The sequence below is a fragment of the Nocardioides psychrotolerans genome (assembly GCF_900113685.1).
GTDB lineage: Bacteria > Actinomycetota > Actinomycetes > Propionibacteriales > Nocardioidaceae > Nocardioides > Nocardioides psychrotolerans.
The window spans coordinates 440785-460622 of the sequence record NZ_FOQG01000001.1 but is presented as its reverse complement, the minus strand read 5'-3'; the positions used below and the strand labels follow the sequence as shown (position 1 = coordinate 460622).

Below are 19838 nucleotides of genomic sequence, written 5' to 3'. Positions count from 1 at the left end.
GCTTCGGCGATGAGGGCGACGGCGGTGTCGAGGTCGTGAAGGTCGGCCCAGTCGGCGCGGATGGTCATCTCCGCGATCCCGGTATGACCGATCGACCTCTCATCGAGGGTGACGTGGCGGTGTTCGAGGGCTTCGAGGGATTCTGTTTCGACTTGTTCGGCGTGCAGGAGGAGCATCGCTTCGTCGATGAGGCGGTCGAGGGTGATGAGCCCTGCGGTGCCGGCGAGGGGGGCGATGGCACGGTCGACGTGGGCGATGACGTCTCTGGGTGCGCCGAGGACGGCGCCCGCGATGCGCCGGGCCCGCCACACCGGGACCTTCCCGGCCACTACTTTTGCGTGGACCCTGGGCATGCGGTGCCGGATCACGAGGCAGTCACGCAGGAACGCCTTCCCGGCTGCGGTGGACATCGCGTTCGCTGTGGCGAAGGGTGCGGCGGCGGACCAGGTGATGGGGGGGATCCCGAACCACTGCACCTCATCGAGGTCACCGGTGGCCGGGGACCCGTCGCCCATCGGCTCACCCGGGACGTAGGAAGCTCGTGGCGCCTTCCAGGACTGGTCGCCGGGGGTCTCGGGGTGGGCGTGGGCCCACGCGATCGCGAGGTGGAACATCCGCAACCCGGCAGCGTTCTCTGCAGCTTTGGTGGCCCGGATCTCAGCGATCAGGTCAGTGGGTGTGGGCGCGTCGTCGTCGACCTGATGGGGGTCGATGATGGCGCCGACTGTCATGCATCAAGTGTAGTCGAAGAGACGTTCGGGTGACAAGCACTTCTCCACATGCATCGCTCCGGCCTCGGGCACCAGGTCAACCAGTCCGGTTTCGTGCTCGTGATGGAATGCCGGGCATGTCAGTGCGACACCTCTACCTCACGCGGCATGCCGAGCCGGACGACGACGGCAGGCTGACCGAGCGGGGTGCCCAGCAGGCCGTGTTGCTGGGGCGGCGCTTGTCGGAGGTGCTGTTCGGATCGGTTCAGCACGGCCCGTTGCCGAGGGCAACGCAGACGGCGTACCTCGGCAGCTCGGCAGCTCGGCGGCACGGTGCAGGTGCCGGTCATCGAGCTCGACGCTGCCGGCGACTACGTCCCCCACCTGCCGTCCCCGGAGGAGGTCGACCCCGAGCACCGGGCCGGGGTGATGGCATTCTTGGCTGACGTCTCGTCGGAGGAAGCGGCGCAAGGGGAGGGCCTCGCGGCGGAGGCCATCCGGCTGCTGACCGGGCCGGAGCTGGGCGAGGACGACAGTCACCATCTCGTCGTGACCCACGCATTCACCATCGGGTGGCTGGTTCGCCAGGCCCTCGCCGCTCCGCCGTGGCGTTGGGTGGGGCTCAACCACGGGCACGCCGCTCTGACGGTGCTTCGCTATGACACGGACCGACCGCCGACCGTGGTGGTGTTCAACGACATGTCGCACCTGCCGGACGAGCTGCGGTGGACGGGTTTCCCGCCCCACGTGCGGCTCTGACTCGCGTCCGTCCGGCTCCTCCGGGCGAGGCTCCGGACTGCAAGTCCTGGCTGACGAGCGGACCCGGCGTGCCGACTAGCGTCGACCACGTGCTGCCGCATCTGGTCGTCCTCAGGGGCAACGCCGCTTCTGGCAAGAGCACCCCGGCGGCCGACAACATCGCTCTTATCGCACACATGGTCCGCTACTGCACGGGCATCGGCGTCCACGTCATCCTCGAGGGCATCCTCGTCGCCGAGCACTACCGCTCCATGCTCCACGAGCTCGTGTCCGAGCACCCCGGTCCGTCGTACGTGTTCTATCTCGACGTCCCGCGCGAGGAGACGGTGCGCCGACACCAGGCGCGCCCCCTCGGGGTCGAGGTACCGGTCGAGGAGTTCCGTGGTTGGTACGCCGCCGCCGACCTGCTCGGCGTACCCGGGGAGCTGGAGCGCGACCGGGGGCGTCACCTCTGAGGCTCAGTGCCGAGCGAGCGCAGCGCCCAGGATCCGGGCTGCCTCCGGGAACGAGGAGGGGTCGGGTCCGGCGTAGTTGAGCCGGACGAACGGGCCGGCGGGCTCGGCGGGGAACCACTCGCGACCAGAGGCGATCAACAACCCGGCCCGCTCGCACTCGAGGACGAGTCGATCGACCTCGGTGCCGGTGGGGAGGCGGGCCCACAGGTTCAGCCCGCCGGGTGGCACGTGCTCGACGTCCACCTGGGGAGCATGCTCGTGCAGCGCCGACAGGAGCAGGTCGCGTCGCGAGCGGAGCTGGTCGCGCAGGTTGCGCTGGTGGGTGCGCCAGCCGGGGTGGCTGACGACGTCGAGGGCGGCGACCTGGAGCAGGCTGCTGACATACATCGACTCGGCTCCGCGGTCGGCCAGGATCCGCTCCCGTGCGGGGCCGCGCGCGATGACCGCGGCGACCCGCACCGAGGGCGACACGCTCTTGGTGAGCGAGCGCAGGTAGACCACGTGTCCGGCGTCGTCGCCGGCGGCGACGGGCACGGCGGTGGTGGTGATGCCGAAGTCGTGGGCCCAGTCGTCCTCGACCAGGAACGCTCCGTGGGTGCGCAGCACCGCGAGCACCTCCTCGTGGAGGGAGGTCGGCCACTGTGCCCCCGTGGGGTTGGCATAGCTGGGCTGCGCGTAGAACACCCGTGAGCCGGTCTCCACGAGGGCGCGCGCGAGCTCCACCGGGTCGGGCCCGTCGGGTCCGGTCGGCACAGGCACCACCCGTACGCCGGCCTGCCGGGCGGCCAGGATCGCGCCCCAGTAGGTGGGGGACTCGAGGAGCAGGGGCTGGTCGGCCGTCACCAGCGCCCGGAAGATCGAGCTCAGCCCGCTCTGGCTGCCGGGAAGGATCACGACGTCGTTGCGCGTGGGAGGCGTGACGCCGACGGGAGTCACGGCTCCGAGCTCGCGGGCGAACCATGACTGCAGGTCGGGCAGTCCGGCCGCCGGGGCCCTGTCGAGCGCTGCCTCACCCCGCGCGGCACGCGTGAGGGCCGAGCGCACCAGTCGCTCCGGCAGCAGTTCGCGGTCGGGATAGCCGGCATGCAGCGCGATGACGTTATCGGGCGAGCTGCGCAGCGCTGTCGGCAGGGAGTCGAGCCTCGCTGCGGGCGAGCGCAGCGCCGCGGTCTGCCAGCCGTGGTCGGCCGGCCGGGCGGTGCGCACGGCCCGCACGAAGGAACCGACCCCGGGCCGGCTCTCGACGAGCCCCCGGTCGACCAGGGCGCGCAGGGCGCGCTGGACGGTCACGGGGCTGGCCCGGTGACCCGCCACCAGCTCGCGGGTTGACGGCAGGCGGGCTCCGGGGGCGGCGGAGGCGAGCCAGGCCTCGAGGGCCGTGACGATCCGGGCGCTGCTATCGTCGGTCATGAACCCTCAGAGTAGCGCTATCGCCCTCGCCCCGCAGCCGTTATCCACGCTCTCGGTCTCCGGTCTCGGGTGGAGTCTCCTCGGAGTAGCAGCCTTCTCGTTGACCGTGCCGCTCACCCGCGTCGCCGTCGAGGCGCTGCCGCCGCTCTTCATCGGCTCGGGGCGCGCGGTCGTCGCCGCGACCCTCGCCCTCCTGGCGCTCGCCGTCACCAGGCAACGCCTTCCGCAGGGCGTCCAGTGGCTCCGGCTGCTCGTCGTCGGGGCGGGGATCGTCGTCGGCTTCCCGTTGCTCACGTCCTTCGCGCTCGTCACCGTCCCGGCGAGCCACGGCGCCGTCATCATCGCGGTCCTGCCCGTCACGACGGCGGTGGCGGCGGTGCTGCGCGGGCACGAGCGACCACCCCGGGCCTTCTGGGTGGTGGCCGGGGCGGGTGCGCTGGCCGCGGTCCTCTTCGCCTCCGTCCAGTCCGGCGGCGCGGTGCGGCTGCAGTGGGCCGACCTGCTCCTCTTCGGTGCGGTGGTGGCTGCTGCGATCGGCTACGCCGAGGGTGGGCTGCTCGCCCGTGAGCTCGGCGCGTGGCAGACCGTGTCCTGGGCGCTGGTCGTCTGCGCTCCGCTGATGGTCCTGCTGGCTCTCCGGTCGGCGCCCAACGGGGTCGGGGAGGCGAGCCCCGTCCAGTGGGCGGCGTTCGGCTACCTCGGGGTGGTGAGCATGTTCCTCGGCTTTTTCGCGTGGTACCGCGGTCTCGCCATCGGACCCATGGCGCGGGTCAGCCAGGTGCAGCTCGTCCAGCCGGTGCTGAGCATCGCGTGGGCGGTGCTGCTGCTCGGCGAGGACATCGCGGCGACCACGGTGCTCGGTGGTCTCGTCGTCATCCTCTGCGCCGGCTCCGCCGTCCGGACGCGGGTGGCGTGACCTCGTCCTGAGAAGATCGCGCCGTGCTCACCGTCGTCACCCGCCTCGTGGTCTCCTGCACGGTCCTCGGGATCGGCGTGGGCCTGCTGCTGACGGCGGCGCTGGGCTCGGACGGCTACTCGACGATGATCAACGGGATCTCGCTCGCGCTCGAGCTCGACTTCTGGATCGTCAACCTGGCGGTGGGGATCGTGCTGGTCGGGGTCGCGTGGGCACGCGGGTTGCGCCCGGGCGTAGGGACGGTCGTGCAGCCCGTGGTGGTGGGTGCTGTGGTCACCGCCGTGCTCGCGGTCCTCGAGCAGCCCGAGCAGTGGTGGGCACGCGCGGCGCTGCTCGCGATCTCCCTGCCGGTGGTGGCGATCGGGGTCGCGGGCTACCTCGCGGAGGGTGCCGGGGCGGGACCGACGGAGGCGGCGGCGATCGCGCTCGACCCGCCGGTGCCGTTCCGGTGGAGCTATGGGCTCGTCCAGGGTGGGGGCGCCGTCATCGGCTGGCTCTGCGGCGCGGCCGTCGGGCCCGGGACGTTGCTGGTGATCGTGCTGCTCGGACCGATGGTCAGCTGGGTCTCGACGCTGGCTCGCGCGCAGCCCGCCCGGCACTAGATGTGGACGCGTGCGACCGGGCAGCAGGCACGTGCGACGATGCCCGTCTACGCCGCAACGGGAGCGGGAGGAATGGCGGATGAGCAGCTCGAGCGACGACCACGTGGTGCCGGTCTTCTTCCTGTCCGACAGCACCGGCATCAGTGCGGAGACGATGGGCAACGCACTGCTCATCCAGTTCCCCGACCAGGTCTTCGAGCGCACGGTCATCCCGTTCATCTCCACGGTCGAGGACGCGCAGCGGGTGGTGGAGATCCTCGACGAGGCGATGGCCGGACCGGTCACCCCGCTGGCGTTCACCACTGCGGCCGAAGACAGCATCCGCGACGCGCTGCGCAAGACCACGGCGCCGCTGATCGACTTCTTCGACATGCACATGAGCCGGGTGGAGAGCATCCTCGGCCAGCGCGGCATCCGTGAGGCAGCCCGGCTGCACGGCGTCGGCGACATCAAGCGCTACAACACCCGCATGGCCGCCGTCGAGTTCACCATCGAGCACGACGACGGGCAGAGCCTGCGCGCGCTCGACAAGGCCGACGTGATCCTGCTGGCGCCGTCGCGCTGCGGCAAGACGCCCACGAGCATGTACCTCGCGCTCCAGCACGGACTCTTCGTCGCCAACTACCCGCTGGTCGATGAGGACCTCGAGTCCTCCGACCTGCCGCGCCCGGTCAAGGACCTTCAGGACCGGTGCTTCGGCATCACCACCACCGTCGACCGGCTCGCCCGCGTGCGCAACGAGCGCCGCCCGGGCTCGCGCTACGCCACTCCCGAGCAGTGTCGCTGGGAGCTGCGACGCGCGACCGAGATCTTCGCCGCCCACCGGGTGCCGGTGATCGACTCGTCGGCCAAGTCCGTCGAGGAGATCTCCACGCTGATCTTGCAGACCCTCAAGAAGAACGGCGGCGTCCCCAGCCGCCAGCGTTTCAAGGCCCGCGACAACCACAGAAGTGAGCAACCATGAGCACCGGGACCACCCAGCCCCACCAGCAGAGCCGCAACGTTCGATGGTTCTCCGAGCTCGGTCTGTCCGACCTCGACCAGGTCGGCGGCAAGAACGCCTCGCTCGGCGAGATGGTCTCCCACCTCACCGACCTCGGTGTCCGCGTGCCCGACGGCTTCGCCACGACGTCCGAGGCCTTCCACCGGTTCATCGGTGCCGAGCTCAACGGGCGGGGCGGGCTTGCCGAGCGCATCGCCGGCCTGCTCGACGACCTCGACACCGACGACGTACGACGGCTGGCCGAGGTCGGGCGCGAGATCCGCGAGGCCGTCGTGGGTCAGCCGTTCCCGGAGGACCTCGAGGCAGAGGTCCGGTCCGCCTACGAGAAGCTGGCCGCGGAGAGCGGGGGAGACGAGGCGTCGTTCGCCGTGCGTTCCTCGGCCACCGCCGAGGACCTGCCCGACGCGTCCTTCGCGGGGCAGCAGGAGACCTTCCTCAACGTGCGGGGGATCGACGCGGTGCTGCTGGCGATCCGCGAGGTCTTCGCATCGCTCTACAACGACCGGGCGATCGCCTACCGGGTCCACCACGGCTTCGCCCACGCCGACGTCGGGCTCTCCGCCGGCGTGCAGCGCATGGTGCGCTCCGACATCGGCTCCTCCGGGGTCATGTTCACGATGGACACCGAGTCGGGCTTCACCGACGCCGTGTTCATCACCTCCGCCTTCGGCCTCGGCGAGGGTGTCGTGCAGGGCGCGGTCAACCCCGACGAGTGGTACGTCTACAAGCCGGCGCTGCGTGCCGGCCGCCCGGCCGTGCTCAAGCGCGGCGTCGGTGGCAAGGCGACGAAGATGGTCTACACCTCTGACGAGACCGTGGGTCGCACCACCGAGTTCGTCGAGGTCGACGCGGCCCAGAGCCGGCTGCTCAGCCTCACCGATGACGAGGTCGAGGAGCTCGCCCGCCACGCACTGGTCATCGAGGAGCACTACGGCCGCCCGATGGACATCGAGTGGGGCAAGGACGGTGTCGACGGCCAGCTCTACGTGCTGCAGGCCCGTCCGGAGACGGTCGAGTCGCGGCGTACGGGTGCGCTCGAGCGCTTCAAGATGAACGACTCCGGCCCGGTCCTCGTCGAGGGCCGCGCGATCGGCCAGAAGATCGGCGCCGGCGCGGTGCGCGTCATGAGGTCGATCGAGGACATGCACCTCTTCCAGACCGGCGAGGTCCTCGTCGCCGACATGACCGACCCCGACTGGGAGCCGATCATGAAGCGCGCCTCGGCGATCGTCACCAACCGTGGCGGCCGCACCTGCCACGCGGCGATCATCGCCCGCGAGCTCGGCATCCCCGCTGTCGTCGGCAGCGGCTCCGGCACCCGCGAGCTCGCCGACGGTCGCGAGGTCACGGTCTCGTGCGCCGAGGGCGACACCGGCCTGGTCTACGAGGGCCTCCTCGACTTCACCGTGGAGCGCACCGAGCTCGACTCGATGCCCGACCTCCCGGTCAAGATCATGATGAACGTCGGCACGCCGGAGCAGGCGTTCTCCTTCGCCCAGCTGCCCAACGCCGGCGTCGGCCTGGCCCGCCTCGAGTTCGTCATCAACCGCCAGATCGGCATCCACCCCAAGGCGCTGCTCGACCTCGCCGCCGACCCCGACAGCCTCGACCCGAAGCTCCGCGACCAGATCACCGAGACCATCGCGGCCTACCCCGGCCCGCGCGAGTTCTTCGTGCAGCGCGTCTCCGAGGGCATCAGCATGCTCGCCGCGGCCTTCGCGCCGAACCCGGTCATCGTGCGGATGTCGGACTTCAAGTCCAACGAGTACGCCAACCTCGTCGGCGGTGAGGCCTACGAGCCCCACGAGGAGAACCCGATGATCGGCTACCGAGGTGCTTCGCGCTACCTCTCGCCCGACTTCGCCGAGTGCTTCGCGATGGAGTGCGAGGCGTTGCGCCACGTGCGTGACGAGATGGGCCTGACCAACGTCTGGGTGATGATCCCCTTCGTGCGCACCCTCGCCGAGGCCCGCGGTGTCATCGACCTGCTCGGCAAGCACGGCCTCGTCCGTGGGGAGAACGGCCTCAAGGTCGTGATGATGTGCGAGGTCCCGTCCAACGCGGTGATCGCCGAGCAGTTCCTCGAGCATTTCGACGGCTTCTCCATCGGCTCCAACGACATGACCCAGCTGACCCTCGGCCTCGACCGTGACTCCGCGCTCGTCGCCGAGGGCTTCGACGAGCGGGACCCCGCCGTCAAGCACATGCTCAGCCTGGCCATCAAGGCCTGCAAGGCGCAGGGCAAGTACGTCGGCATCTGCGGCCAGGGCCCCTCCGACCATCCAGACCTCGCCGAGTGGCTGCTGGAGCAGGGCATCGAGTCCATGTCGCTCAACCCCGACACGGTCGTCGACACGTGGTTGCGGCTGGCGAAGGTGGGCCAGGCCGCGGGCTAGGGCTGGGCTGGGCTGGGCTGGGCTACAGCGTCGCGGCCTCGACGAGCGACGGGCCGTACCACGTCAGCAGGCGTCCGTTCACGAGCCGGGTCGGCGTCCGGGTGAAGGCCTCCGGCCCGTCCTCGGCCGTGAAGACGTAGGGCTCGTCCGGCAGCAGTACGACGTCCGCTCCAGCGCCGTCGACGGCCGCGAGGTCGACGGTGGGATAGCGGTCCGGGTGCTCGGCGAACACGTTCTCCCAGCCGAGTCGGCGCAGCAGGTCACCGGTGAAGGTGGTGCTGCCCACGACCATCCAGGGGTCGCGCCAGATCGGCATCGCCACCCGGGCCGTCACGGGCGGCACCGGCCCGCACCAGAGCGAGCGCGAGCGAAGCAGCCACTCGGGCCAGGGCCACCCGAGCACGTCGAGCAACCGCTCGAGCGAGGCGACCGCGCCGGGCACGGTCTCGATGTCGGTGACCCAGACCCGCACGCCGGCCTCGCGGAGCCGGCGTACGTCCAGCTCGCGGTTCTCCTCCTTGGTGCACACCACCAGGTCGGGGGAGAGGGCCCGGATGGCCGCCAGGTCGGGGTTCTTGGTGCCGCGCACCCGCGTGACGTCGAGGTCGGCCGGGTGCGTGCACCAGTCGGTCGCACCCACCAGCGCCGCGCGGTCGACCGAGGCGAGCGCCTCGGTGATGGAGGGGACCAGCGAGACGACCCGGCGCACGGGGCGGGGACCGTCGTAGACCGTGCCCAGGTCGTCGAACGGGAGGTCCGTCACCGGCGCAGGCCCAGCCCGGTCGCGACGTCGGCGACCCAGGGGTGCGTGGCGATGTCGGCGTCGAGGGCCGTCGCGATGTCGTCGGGGATGTCGCACGCCCGACGGGTGTCCATCGCGACGTGGACGTACATCACCTCCATGACGCAGGCGAGCCGGTCGTGGGTGCGGTCGAGCACGAAGGAGACCGCGTGGACGGCCTTCGACGTCCGCCCGGCGATGCCGGTGTGGACCGCGTAGGTCTCGTCGAGCCGCAGCTCGCCGAGGTAGCGGATGGAGTGCTCGACGGTGAAGAACGACAGCCCGCGGGAGCCGATGTAGTCCTCGCCCATCCCGAGCTCGCCCAGCCGCAGCCATGCCGCCCAGGAGGCCTCGCGGAAGTAGACCGAGATGTTCATGTGGCCGTTCTCGTCGATCGCCTCGGGTGCGACGGTCCGGTCGAAGTGCGACGGCAGCGTGCGGATCTGGTCGGCCGTGGGCGGCAGGGGTGCGGGACTCACGTGCCGACCGTACCGGCGTGTGACGAGGGACCGGTCTAGCCCCCACCCCGCTGCTGGGGACTTCGGCAGACGCACGTCACGCCGGAGACCTATTTTCGCGTCGTGCCTCCCTTCAACGCGTCCTCGTCACGCCTCGTCCTGGCCTCAGCGGCCCTCCTCCTGCTTACCTCCGCCTGCAGCGGAGGCGGCTCCGAGAAGCCCGGGTCCGACGGCGGCGGCGGTGGTGGCGCCACGAGTGCGGTCGAGCACACCGGCCGCGAGGGCGACGGCTGGACGGTGCTCCACTACTCGATGGCCGACACCGACCTCGAGCCGTTCATGGTCGCCGACGTCAACGAGATCGGTGTCGTGGGCTCCAACGACAACCTGCACGTGCGCGAGTTCATGGACCGCAACGAGGGCTACGGCGACGACGAGCTGCTCGACCAGGGCAGCTGGGTCGGTGGCCGCATCCTCGACATCGGCCAGGGCGGCGCGACCGAGGTCGTCGAGGACCTCGGCGACGTCAACTCGGCCGACCCCGAGGTGCTCGCGCGCTTCGTCGCCGAGGGCATCGAGGCCAACCGCGCAGGGCACTACGCGCTGATCATCTCCGACCACGGCGCCTCATGGCCGGGCATCGGGCCCGACGAGGGCAGCGACTACGACGTGCTCGACCTGGCCGAGATCACCGCGGGCATCTCCAGCGGTCTCGAGCAGGCCGGAGTCGACAAGCTCGACCTGCTCGGCTTCGACGCCTGCCTGATGGCCAACTACGAGGTCGCCAGCGCGGTCGCGCCGCTGGCCGACCGGCTGGTCGCCTCGCAGGAGCTCGAGCCCGGTCACGGCTGGGACTACACCTCCCTGCAGCTGCTCGCCGACGACCCCGAGGCCACGGCCGACGAGCTCGGCTCCGAGATCATCGCCGGCTTCGCGGGCCAGGCCGCCGACCAGGGCACCAGTGACACGATCACGCTCTCGATGGTCGACCTGACGCAGATGGACGCCGTCGACGAAGCGGTCGCCGCCTTCGCCGCGGCGATGGAGGAGCAGTCGACCGACGTCGCTCCCGCCGTGGGTCAGTCCGAGGCGACCACGCTGGCCTTCGGCAAGAGCCCGGACCAGAGCCAGGACAAGCACCTCAGCGACCTCGGGCTCCTCGCGACCTCGATCGGCGAGTCCGCCCCCGAGGTGGCCGAGCAGGCCGACGCGCTCGTCAGTGCGCTCGACGACGTCGTGCTCGACAGCGTGGAGGGTGCCGGGACCGCCGGCGCGACCGGCCTGTCGATCTATCTCCCGCCGGTCGTCGACCTCGCCGACCCGGCGTACGCCGACGTCGTGAGCTCGCAGGAGTGGCGCTCCTTCCTCGACAGCTACTACGCCGCGGGCGAGGCGATTCCCGACGAGGAGCTGCCGACCTTCACCGACCCCGAGGCCGGTCCGGAGGTCACCTTCGACGACGACGGCAGCATCACGCTGACCGGTGCCTACGACCCTGCTGCCCTGGACAACATCACCGAGGCGACCATCAGCTATGCCCTGGTCAACGACGACGAGTCGATCACCTACCTCGGCGAGGAGATCGCGGACTTCACCGACGAGGGCGGCTCGCCCACCGCGTCGGGCAACTACGACCTGACGTTCCTCCAGATCGACGACGGCGTGGACTCGGCCTACGCCTACGTCGACCTCGACCTGAGCGAAGACCTCAGCACGGCGTTCTTCGACGTGCCGATGACCTACTACGCCTCGACCGACCCCGACCAGGTCGACCCGCAGGATGCCCTGCTGTCGCTGGTGCTCGACGTCGAGGCCGGCGAGTTCGTCAGCGAGACGATCTACCTCTACGACGAGCTGACCGGCGGCTACGGCGAGCTCGCGCCCGACCCCGAGGGCATCATCATCCCCGACGTGCTGACCATCGGCGCCGACGGCGAGCAGGTGTGGGAGCCGACCAGCGACGTCGGGCTCTACTCCGACACCGCCAACCTCACCTACGAGTTCGTGCCGCTCGAGACGGGCACGCTGCTCCAGGCCGACCTCACGGTCGTCGACTACGGCGGCAATGCCAGCACGCTGAGCTCGCTGGTCGAGGTGCCCTGACCCCGGGTCACCCCACGTCGAGATCGTGCTCGGGCAGCTCCTCAGCCTCGGAATCCGGCTCGTCGGGGGTGTTGTCCCCTGAGCCAGAGCCGCTGGTGGAGTCCTCGCCGGTCTCAGCCCCGCCGTCCTCAGCCTCGTTGAGCTCAGCCTCGGCGTCCTCAGCCTCGTCGGGCTCGGCCGACTCCCCGTCCGACGCGTCGGAAGGGGGCTCGCCGGACCCGTTGGTGTCGTCCCCGGCGTCCCCGTCGCCCTCGTCGCCCTCGGGCTGGTCTGGTCCAGCCTGGTCCGGAGCGTCGCCCGGTGACGAGGCGCCACCGCCACCGCCGTCGACCTCGACCTCGCCGTCGACCTCGACCTCGCCTGGGCCCTGGTCCGGTCCCTGGCCCTCGTCGTTGGTGCCGGGGGTGAGTGGCGTGCCGGGGCGGACGTCGACGTCACGAGGTGACGAGTCGGTGCCGGGTGAGTCGCCGCGGTCCCCGGACTCCCGGTCGGGCGCCTGAGACGGATCCTCCGTAGCAGGGCGGTCCGACGGCTCGATGGTCGGCTCCGGAGGGGAGAGCAGCACGTCCGAGGCGTAGGCGGCACCGAACAGGGTGACGGTGACGGACGCCGCCACGGCTGCGAGCCGCACCCCGACCGGGAGACGTCGGCGGGTCGGCACCGGCGTGTGTCGCGCAATGCCTGCCAGGGTGGCAGCGAACTGATCGTCCTCGAGGACGGGCACGTCCGCACGCAGCGCACGTGACACCGCACGGATGGAGATCGGGTCAGTCACACTTGTACAGGTCGCGACTGCGCCGATCGGTTACATGTCCGGCCAATGATGCTTATCCGGAGAATCCTTGGGCCGATGTCGTCACTATGGGGCCGGGGAGACAGGAGCACGCGATGAGTGGACGTCGCGAGGACGACGACCTCGTCGCGCGTGCCCGACGTGGGGACGAGGCGGCGTGGGCGGAGCTGTTCCGGGCGCACGGAGGTCGACTCATCGTCTGGCTGCGCACGATGCCGAGCGGAGACGCAGCGGCCGCGGCAGAGGACATCGCCGCAGATGCCTGGCTGACGGCGGCGCAGAGCATTGCCAAGTTCTCGGGCTCCGGTGACGACTTTGCGGGCTGGCTCTTCAGCATCGCCCGCAACGTCGCAGGCAACCGACGGCGTACGTCGACGCGGCGCGCGACGCAGCCCCACGCCACCCACATCCCCGACGGCATCGACTGGGGGGCCGCCGAGGACCGGACCCCACTCGTCGACGGCGACGACCTGACACGTCGACTCCTCAGCCACCTCTCGCCCCGTGAGGCCGAGGTGGTCGCCTGCATCGACGTGGTCGGGCTCGACACCGCCGCCACCAGCCAGGCCCTCGGGATGAGTCCGACCGCTGTCCGCGTCGCGCGACACCGGGCGCTGAGGAGGCTCCGCGCGATCCTCGAGGCAGCCGACTCGCCGACCGGATCGACGGGAAGCCTCCACCGCGCGACGACCCAGCCACCGCGGGGCCTGGACCTGGGCATGTAACGGATCGGCCCGGTCGCGACCTGAGTCCTTGCACGGCCCCCATCCGAGCCGCCACCTCATGCGGCGACCAATGTCCAGGAGAACCCATGATGTTTCAGAGCTCCCGACACGGCAGGGTGATCGCCATCAGCGCGGCGCTTGCTGCAGCCGGTGTCTTCACCGTTGGCCCCGTCGCTCATGCGGCTGGTGCGGACTCCGATCGTGACGGCATCCCGAACCGCTGGGAACGCAGCCACGGGATGAACCCGTTCAAGGCTGCCGATGCCCGTGCTGACTTCGACCGTGACGGGCTCAAGAACCTCGGGGAGTTCCGTCGGGGGGGACTCCTGCGCGACGAGGACACCGACAACGACGGGCACGACGACGGCGACGAGGTGCACGACGGCACGTCGTCGACGGACGTCGACGACGCGGACACCGACGACGACGGCACGAGCGACGGTGACGAGGACTCCGACCGCGACGCCATCGACAACGAGGACGAGGACGACGCCTCGGAGTCATGTGGTGCTGATGACGACGACCGCGACGCAGATCACGTCGACGACGAGGACGAGAACGAGAACGGCGGAGGCGTCCGCGACGCTGACTCCGACGACGACGGGATCTCCGACGGCGACGAGGACAGTGACGACGACGGCGAGGCCGACGAGGACGAGGACGACAGCGCGAGCGACGTGTGCTCGGTTGACGCGGACGACGACGGTGAGGCCGACGAGGACGAGTCCGACGTGCTCGGCTCGATCCAGAGCTTCGACGGCACCACGCTGGTCGTCATGACCGTAGGCGGCACCACCGTGAGCGGTGTCGTCACCGAGAGCACCGAGATCGAGTTCGAGGACGGCGGCGAGGACGGCGGCGAGGACGGCGGCGAGGACGGCGGCGAGGACGGCGAGGCCACGACCGCCGACCTGCAGCCTGGTGTCACGGTCGCCGAGCTCGAGTTCGACGACGAGACCGGCGACCTCGACGAGGTCGAGATCTACCTGCCCCAGGCCTGACCTGACCCTCCCCGATGAGAGCCGCGCCCGCCACCTCAGACGTGGCCGGCGCGGCTTTCTCGGTGTCGCTGGTGGATCACCCGTGGGTGGATCAGACGTTGCGGCGGTATTGACCGCCCACCTCGAAGAACGCCTCGGTGACCTGGCCGAGTGAGCACACCCGGGCGGCGTCCATCAGCACGGCGAAGACGTTGTCACCGCTGACGGCTGCCGCCTTGAGGCGTGCGATCGCCTCCGTGGCCTCGGCCGAGTGCGCAGCCTGGAAGGCGTGGACGCGCGAGAGCTGCCCCTCCTTCTCCTCGTCGGTGGCGCGCGCCAGCTCGATGTGGACCGGCGTGCCGTCGGTGTCGGCCTTGCGGAAGGTGTTGACGCCGATGATGGGCAGCGACCCGTCGTGCTTGCGGTGCTCGTAGAGCATCGACTCGTCCTGGATGCGACCGCGCTGGTAGCCGGTCTCCATCGCGCCGAGCACGCCGCCGCGTTCGTTGATCGCGTCGAACTCGGCGAGCACGGCCGTCTCGACGAGGTCGGTGAGCTCGTCGATGATGAAGGAGCCCTGGAGCGGGTTCTCGTTCATCGCCAGGCCCCACTCCTTGTTGATGATCATCTGAATCGCGAGGGCCCGGCGTACGGACTCCTCGCCCGGGGTTGTGACGGCCTCGTCGTAGGCGTTGGTGTGCAGGCTGTTGGCGTTGTCGTAGATCGCGATCAGGGCCTGCAGCGTGGTGCGGATGTCGTTGAAGTCCATCTCCTGCGCGTGCAGCGAGCGACCGGACGTCTGGACGTGGTACTTCAGCTTCTGGGAGCGGTCGTTGGCGCCGTACTTCTCCTTCAGAGCGATAGCCCAGATGCGGCGGGCGACGCGACCGATCACGCTGTACTCAGGATCCATGCCGTTGGAGAAGAAGAACGACAGGTTGGGCGCGAAGTCGTCGATGTCCATGCCGCGCGCGAGGTAGGCCTCGACGTAGGTGAAGCCGTTGGCGAGGGTGAACGCGAGCTGGCTGATCGGGTTGGCCCCGGCCTCGGCGATGTGGTAGCCGGAGATCGAGACCGAGTAGAAGTTGCGCACCTGCTGCTCGATGAACCACTCCTGGATGTCGGCCATCATCCGCAGCGAGAACTCCGTGGAGAACAGGCAGGTGTTCTGACCCTGGTCCTCCTTGAGGATGTCGGCCTGCACCGTGCCGCGCACGTTGGCGACGGCGTACGCCGCCAGCTCGGCGCGCTCCTCGTCAGACGGCTCGCGCGCCTCCTTGTCGCGGAAGGCGTCGACCTGCTGGTCGATCACGGTGTTGAGGAAGAACGCCAGCACCGTCGGGGCCGGACCGTTGATCGTCATGGAGACGCTGGTCGAGGGCGCGACCAGGTCGAAGCCGCCGTAGAGCACCTTCATGTCGTCGAGGGTCGCGACGCTGACGCCGGAGGTGCCGACCTTGCCGTAGATGTCGGGGCGCGGGTCGGGGTCCCGGCCGTAGAGGGTGACGGAGTCGAAGGCGGTCGAGAGGCGTTTGGCGTCGCCGTCGGCGGAGAGGATCTTGAACCGTCGGTTGGTGCGTGCAGGGTCACCCTCGCCGGCGAACATCCGGGCGGGGTCCTCACCGTCGCGCTTGAAGGGGAAGACGCCGGCCGTGTAGGGGAAGTAGCCCGGGAGGTTCTCCCGGCGCCAGAAACTGACCAGCTCGCCGTGGTCGGTGGAGCGGGGCAGTGAGACGCGGGGGATCTTGTTGCCGCTGAGCGACTCGCGGGTCAGCTGGGTGGTGATCTCCTTGTCGCGCACCCGCGTCACGAGCTCGTCGCCGGAGTAGGACTCGACGACCGCGGGCCAGCCGGCGAGCTGGTCGGAGACCTCGAGGGGGAGGGTCTTGCGGGCCCTCTCGAGCAGGTGCGGCACGTCGCCGTGGTCGCCCTCGCCCAGCTCCTCGGTGACGGACTCGAGGCGCTGCACACGACGGGCCGCCTCCGCGAGCTCCTCGGTGCGCGCGTGGTAGCCGCGGACGGTCTCGGTGATCTCGGCGAGGTAGCGCACGCGGTCGGTCGGGACAACCTGACGGATGCCGGAGGAGTGCTTGACGTCGACGGGGGCGAGGGTGCCCTCGTCGAAGGTCAGGCCCTTGTCGGTCAGCAGCCCGCGCACGTGCTGGTAGAGCGCCGTCACGCCGTCGTCGTTGAACGTCGCCGCGGACGTGCCGAAGACCGGCATGTCGGCGGGCTGCTGGCCGAAGGCCTCGCGGTTGCGGACTAGCTGTCGCCCGACGTCACGCAGCGCGTCCTTGGCGCCGCGGCGCTCGAACTTGTTGATCGCCACGACGTCGGCGAAGTCGAGCATGTCGATCTTCTCCAGCTGTGAGGCGGCGCCGAACTCCGGCGTCATGACATACATCGAGGTGTCGACGAACGGCACGATCGCCGCGTCGCCCTGGCCGATGCCGGGCGTCTCGACGATGACCAGGTCGAAGCCGGCGGCCTTGACGACATCGATGACGTCGACCAGGTGCTCGGGGAGCTCGTGGGCGCCGCGGGTCGCGAGGCTGCGGAAGAAGACGGCCGAGTCGCCGGCCCCCTGACGCGCAATGCTGTTCATCCGGATCCGGTCGCCGAGCAGCGCACCGCCACCACGACGGCGGGTCGGGTCGACGGCGATGACCGCGATCCGCAGCTTGTCCTGCTGGTCGAGCCGGAAGCGTCGTACGAGCTCGTCGGTCAGCGACGACTTGCCGGAGCCACCGGTGCCGGTGATGCCCAGGACCGGCGCCGCGTGCCGCGTCGCGCTGGCGCGCAGCTGCTCGAGGGTGTCGGCGTCGAGCTGGCCCTGCTCGGCACCGGTGATGGCGCGGGCGATCGCGAAACGGTCGCCGCTGATGACCTGCTCGGCGTTGACCTGCTTGCGTGCCCACAGGTCGAAGTCGCAGTCCTTGACGATGGAGTTGATCATCCCGACCAGGCCCATGCGCTGGCCGTCCTCGGGGGAGAAGATCGTGACGCCGGCCTGGCGCAGTCGCTGGATCTCGTCGTCCACGATGACGCCGCCGCCGCCGCCGACGACCTTGACGTGGTCGGCACCCTGGGCGCGCAGCGACTCCACGAGGTACTCGAAGTACTCGATGTGGCCGCCCTGGTAGGACGACACCGCCACGCCCTGCGCGTCCTCCTCGAGCGCCGCGTCGACGACCTCCTGGACCGAGCGGTTGTGACCGAGGTGGATGACCTCGCAGCCCTGGCTCTGGAAGATCCGCCGCATGATGTTGATCGAGGCGTCGTGACCGTCGAAGAGACTCGACGCGGTCACGAGACGGACCGGGTGCTGGGGCTGGTGAATCGTCATCGACTACCTCGCTGGTGGGGCTGTGACGGAGTTACTTGGATGTCCAACTATCTGATCATAGGACGTCCATGGACCTGGGGCAATCGGGTGGTGGGAGCGCTTCGGGGGAAAGTGCGGGACGTTTTCGACCCTCCACTGCCGCGGGAAGGGCTAAAACGTCCCGCACTTTCCGGGCAGGTCAGTCCACCCGGTCGCCGGCAGCCGACCGGTAGGCGCCCAGGAGGGCGGTCAGGGCCGCGACCTCGGTGTCCGGGAGGCCGGGGGCGGCGAAGACGCCGTCGTTGAGCCCGGTGGTGGCGCGTGCGACGACCTCACGACCGGTCGCGGTGATCGAGGCGAGGATGACCCGGCCGTCGGACGTCGAGCGCTCGCGGTCGACGTAGCCCTGTTTCTGGAGCCGGTCGACGGCGCTGGTCACCGAGGTGGGGTGCACCTGGAGTAGCGAGCCGAGGCGGGTCATCGGCATCGCGCCCGCAGAGGTGAAGGAGAGCAACATCAGGACCTCGTAGCGGGCGAAGGTGAGGTCCAGCGGACGCAGCACGGCGTCGATGCGCTCCATCACCAGCTGCTGCACGCGCACCAGCGACGTCACCATCGCCATCCCGTCGGCCGCCCCGGCCCACCCGTGACGTACCCACTGGTGGTGCGCCTCGCGGATCGGGTCGCGGTCGTCGACGGGCGACAACCTCAGCCCAGCGCGCGGTCGAGGGCGGCAGCGACGTGCAGGGTCGTGCAGGGGAAGGCGGGCAGCTCGGAGTCGGCCTGGTGGACCAGCAGCTCGAGCTCCGTGCAGCCGAGGATCAGGCCGCCGGCGCCGGCGTCCCAGAGCTCCTCGATCAGGCCCACGACCGTGCGGCGGGAGGTGTCGAGCACCTTGCCGTGCACTAGCTCGTCGTAGATGACGCGGTTGATCGCAGCGTGGTGTCGCTCGTCCGGCACGTGCACCGTGAGCCCGTGGCTGACGAGACGGTCGGTGAAGAAGGAGCGCGACATCGCGAAGGTCGTGCCGATGAAGCCGACCGAGTCGAGGCCCTGGGCCTTGACGGCCTCGGCGACCACGTCAGCGAGGTGCAGCACCGGGATCCCGACCGCGGCCTCGACCTGGTCGGCGACGCGGTGGAAGGTCGTCGTGCAGAGCAGGAGGAAGTCGGCACCGGCACGCTCGAGGCCCTGGGCAGCGGTCACCAGGATCGTCGCCACCTCGTCCCAGCGTTCCTGCTCCTGGAGCGCGGTGACCTCCGCGAAGTCGACCGACGACATGATCGTCCGGGCCGAGCTGAGACCGCCGAGGCGCTTCTCCACACCGATGTTGAGGGCTTCGTAGTAGGCGGCGCTGCTCTCCCAGCTCATGCCGCCGATGAGTCCGATGGTCTGCACGGACCGCAGTCTGCCACTCGGGAGCACCCGGACGCAGAAGGACCCGCTCGTGGACGCGGCTCCCGACGCGACGAGCGGGTCAACTCCTGATCATCGGGCACGGGCTCCGCGGTCCCCCCAGACCCTCGGCGCCCCACCCATGTTCCGCCGACTCCCTCTTGATCCGGCGGACAACACCACGTTAGGCCCGCGCTCACCACGCCAGGCCCACGTCAGGTCCACCCGACGCCCAGGGTTCGGTAACAAATCAGTGGACGTCCGGAAGCACCCGGTGCACCTTGTGCTGAGCGGCCTGTGCGCGCGGCCGGATCACCAGCTCGTCGACGTTGACGTGGGCCGGACGGGTCACCATCCAGCCGATCGCGTCCGCCACGTCCTCGGCGGTCAACGGCTCGGCGACGCCGGCATAGACGGCCTCCGCCTTCTCCTGGTCACCCTCGAAGCGCACCAGGGCGAACTCGTCCGTGCGCACCATCCCCGGCGCGATCTCGCAGACCCGCACGGGTTGGTCCCACAGCTCCAGGCGCAGCGTCTCGGTGACGACCTGGGTGCCGTGCTTGGCTGCGGTGTAGCCGGCGCCGCCCTCGTAGGCGACCCGGCCGGCGGTCGAGCCGACGTTGAGGATCACGCCCGCGCCCGACGCCACGAGGGCGGGCAGCAGCGCCCGGGTTACCTGCATCAGGCCGATCACGTTGACCTCGAACATCTGGCGCCACTCGTCGCTATCGGCCTGGGCGACGGGGGAGGCGCCGAACGCGCCCCCCGCGTTGTTCACCAGTACGTCGAGCCGCTCGCCGACGCGGGCGGCCAGCCCGGCGACCGAGTCGGCGTCGGTGACGTCGCACACGACCGCCGTGCCCCCGATCTCGGCGGCGAGGGCCTCGATCCGGTCGACGCGGCGAGCGGCGCAGAAGACGTGGAAGCCCTGGGCGGCCAGCGTGCGTGCGGTGGCGGCGCCGATGCCGCTGCTGGCCCCGGTGACGACGGCGGTGCGTGAGGTGCTCATGCGGGCCATCCTGACGGG

The 19838-nt window shown here is 70.2% G+C and carries 19 protein-coding genes; 10 read left to right on the top strand and 9 right to left on the bottom strand.

Annotated features, from left to right (window positions below; translation table 11 throughout):
• Positions 1 to 731 (bottom strand): hypothetical protein (locus BM204_RS02185; RefSeq protein ID WP_143099629.1); only part of this gene is annotated, 731 nt, incomplete at its 3' end.
• Positions 732 to 838: 107 nt separating this feature from the next.
• On the opposite strand from BM204_RS02185, the gene BM204_RS23480 reads away from it, so the two are divergent.
• The 3 genes from BM204_RS23480 (at position 839) to BM204_RS02175 (ending at position 1924) form a co-directional block, all read left to right on the top strand.
• On the top strand, positions 839 to 1156 hold the full coding sequence (locus BM204_RS23480; RefSeq protein ID WP_369675088.1) for a histidine phosphatase family protein: 318 nt from the start codon (positions 839 to 841) through the stop codon (positions 1154 to 1156).
• Positions 1044 to 1469, top strand: a complete 426-nt coding sequence (locus BM204_RS02180; RefSeq protein ID WP_256215514.1) for a histidine phosphatase family protein — start codon at positions 1044 to 1046, stop codon at positions 1467 to 1469. Before BM204_RS23480 ends, BM204_RS02180 begins: the two co-directional genes overlap by 113 nt.
• An 89-nt stretch (positions 1470 to 1558) precedes the next feature.
• Positions 1559 to 1924, top strand: coding sequence for a P-loop NTPase family protein (locus BM204_RS02175; protein WP_143099628.1), 366 nt, complete (start codon positions 1559 to 1561; stop codon positions 1922 to 1924).
• A 3-nt stretch (positions 1925 to 1927) separates the two neighbouring features.
• Here the strand turns inward: BM204_RS02175 and BM204_RS02170 are convergent, their stop codons facing one another.
• On the bottom strand, positions 1928 to 3334 hold the full coding sequence (locus BM204_RS02170; protein WP_091110003.1) for an aminotransferase-like domain-containing protein: 1407 nt from the start codon (positions 3332 to 3334) through the stop codon (positions 1928 to 1930).
• Here BM204_RS02170 and BM204_RS02165 point away from each other — a divergent pair.
• From BM204_RS02165 to ppsA, 4 genes are all read left to right on the top strand, one after another.
• Positions 3333 to 4250, top strand: a complete 918-nt coding sequence (locus BM204_RS02165; protein ID WP_091110001.1) for a DMT family transporter — start codon at positions 3333 to 3335, stop codon at positions 4248 to 4250. The two genes, BM204_RS02170 and BM204_RS02165, sit on opposite strands and share 2 nt — an antisense overlap.
• Positions 4251 to 4273: 23 nt before the next feature.
• On the top strand, positions 4274 to 4852 hold the full coding sequence (locus tag BM204_RS02160) for a DUF6198 family protein (protein WP_091109999.1): 579 nt from the start codon (positions 4274 to 4276) through the stop codon (positions 4850 to 4852).
• Between the two features lie 79 nt (positions 4853 to 4931).
• Positions 4932 to 5816: a pyruvate, water dikinase regulatory protein gene (locus BM204_RS02155; protein ID WP_091109997.1), complete on the top strand. Its 885-nt coding sequence runs from the start codon at positions 4932 to 4934 to the stop codon at positions 5814 to 5816.
• A complete protein-coding gene (ppsA, locus tag BM204_RS02150; protein WP_091109996.1) occupies positions 5813 to 8251 on the top strand; it encodes a phosphoenolpyruvate synthase in 2439 nt (812 codons plus the stop codon). The genes BM204_RS02155 and ppsA overlap by 4 nt, the downstream gene beginning before the upstream one ends.
• A gap of 22 nt (positions 8252 to 8273) precedes the next feature.
• Here the strand turns inward: ppsA and BM204_RS02145 are convergent, their stop codons facing one another.
• Together BM204_RS02145 and BM204_RS02140 are read right to left on the bottom strand one after the other, a co-directional pair.
• Positions 8274 to 9014 carry a helical backbone metal receptor gene (locus BM204_RS02145; RefSeq protein WP_246165736.1) on the bottom strand — a complete coding sequence of 247 codons (741 nt, stop codon included), beginning with the start codon at positions 9012 to 9014 and terminating at the stop codon, positions 8274 to 8276.
• Positions 9011 to 9511: a thioesterase family protein gene (locus tag BM204_RS02140; RefSeq protein WP_091109994.1), complete on the bottom strand. Its 501-nt coding sequence runs from the start codon at positions 9509 to 9511 to the stop codon at positions 9011 to 9013. The genes BM204_RS02145 and BM204_RS02140 overlap by 4 nt, the downstream gene beginning before the upstream one ends.
• 102 nt (positions 9512 to 9613) lie before the next feature.
• Here BM204_RS02140 and BM204_RS02135 point away from each other — a divergent pair, with 102 nt between their 5' ends.
• On the top strand, positions 9614 to 11593 hold the full coding sequence (locus BM204_RS02135; protein WP_091109993.1) for a clostripain-related cysteine peptidase: 1980 nt from the start codon (positions 9614 to 9616) through the stop codon (positions 11591 to 11593).
• Positions 11594 to 11600: 7 nt separating this feature from the next.
• Here the strand turns inward: BM204_RS02135 and BM204_RS02130 are convergent, their stop codons facing one another.
• A complete protein-coding gene (locus BM204_RS02130) occupies positions 11601 to 12368 on the bottom strand; it encodes a hypothetical protein (protein ID WP_091109991.1) in 768 nt (255 codons plus the stop codon).
• Positions 12369 to 12481: 113 nt separating this feature from the next.
• On the opposite strand from BM204_RS02130, the gene BM204_RS02125 reads away from it, so the two are divergent.
• Both BM204_RS02125 and BM204_RS02120 read left to right on the top strand, forming a co-directional pair.
• Positions 12482 to 13111: an RNA polymerase sigma factor gene (locus tag BM204_RS02125; protein WP_170259035.1), complete on the top strand. Its 630-nt coding sequence runs from the start codon at positions 12482 to 12484 to the stop codon at positions 13109 to 13111.
• 86 nt (positions 13112 to 13197) lie between these two features.
• Complete coding sequence (locus BM204_RS02120; protein WP_143099627.1) at positions 13198 to 14112, top strand: hypothetical protein; 915 nt, start codon at positions 13198 to 13200, stop codon at positions 14110 to 14112.
• Between the two features lie 91 nt (positions 14113 to 14203).
• Here the strand turns inward: BM204_RS02120 and icmF are convergent, their stop codons facing one another.
• The 4 genes from icmF to BM204_RS02100 form a co-directional block, all read right to left on the bottom strand.
• On the bottom strand, positions 14204 to 17437 hold the full coding sequence (gene icmF, locus BM204_RS02115) for a fused isobutyryl-CoA mutase/GTPase IcmF (RefSeq protein WP_091109986.1): 3234 nt from the start codon (positions 17435 to 17437) through the stop codon (positions 14204 to 14206).
• A gap of 178 nt (positions 17438 to 17615) precedes the next feature.
• Entirely contained in the window at positions 17616 to 18122 is a 507-nt protein-coding gene (locus tag BM204_RS02110) for a MarR family winged helix-turn-helix transcriptional regulator (protein WP_246165737.1), read from the bottom strand.
• Between the two features lie 2 nt (positions 18123 to 18124).
• Positions 18125 to 18814: an aspartate/glutamate racemase family protein gene (locus BM204_RS02105; RefSeq protein ID WP_091110066.1), complete on the bottom strand. Its 690-nt coding sequence runs from the start codon at positions 18812 to 18814 to the stop codon at positions 18125 to 18127.
• A gap of 247 nt (positions 18815 to 19061) precedes the next feature.
• Positions 19062 to 19820 (bottom strand): SDR family oxidoreductase, encoded by a 759-nt coding sequence (locus BM204_RS02100; protein ID WP_091109983.1) that lies wholly within the window; start codon positions 19818 to 19820, stop codon positions 19062 to 19064.
• Positions 19821 to 19838: the final 18 nt, after the last annotated feature.

What these genes read in the sequence shown, in the direction of transcription:
- icmF (WP_091109986.1), bottom strand. Translation starts at nt 17,437, where the DNA reads ATGACGATTCACCAGCCCCAGCACCCGGTCCGTCTCGTGACCGCGTCG.
- BM204_RS02125 (WP_170259035.1), top strand. Translation starts at nt 12,482, where the DNA reads ATGAGTGGACGTCGCGAGGACGACGACCTCGTCGCGCGTGCCCGACGT.
- BM204_RS02155 (WP_091109997.1), top strand. Translation starts at nt 4,932, where the DNA reads ATGAGCAGCTCGAGCGACGACCACGTGGTGCCGGTCTTCTTCCTGTCC.
- BM204_RS02170 (WP_091110003.1), bottom strand. Translation starts at nt 3,334, where the DNA reads ATGACCGACGATAGCAGCGCCCGGATCGTCACGGCCCTCGAGGCCTGG.
- BM204_RS02100 (WP_091109983.1), bottom strand. Translation starts at nt 19,820, where the DNA reads ATGAGCACCTCACGCACCGCCGTCGTCACCGGGGCCAGCAGCGGCATC.
- ppsA (WP_091109996.1), top strand. Translation starts at nt 5,813, where the DNA reads ATGAGCACCGGGACCACCCAGCCCCACCAGCAGAGCCGCAACGTTCGA.
- BM204_RS02165 (WP_091110001.1), top strand. Translation starts at nt 3,333, where the DNA reads ATGAACCCTCAGAGTAGCGCTATCGCCCTCGCCCCGCAGCCGTTATCC.
- BM204_RS23480 (WP_369675088.1), top strand. Translation starts at nt 839, where the DNA reads ATGCCGGGCATGTCAGTGCGACACCTCTACCTCACGCGGCATGCCGAG.
- BM204_RS02120 (WP_143099627.1), top strand. Translation starts at nt 13,198, where the DNA reads ATGATGTTTCAGAGCTCCCGACACGGCAGGGTGATCGCCATCAGCGCG.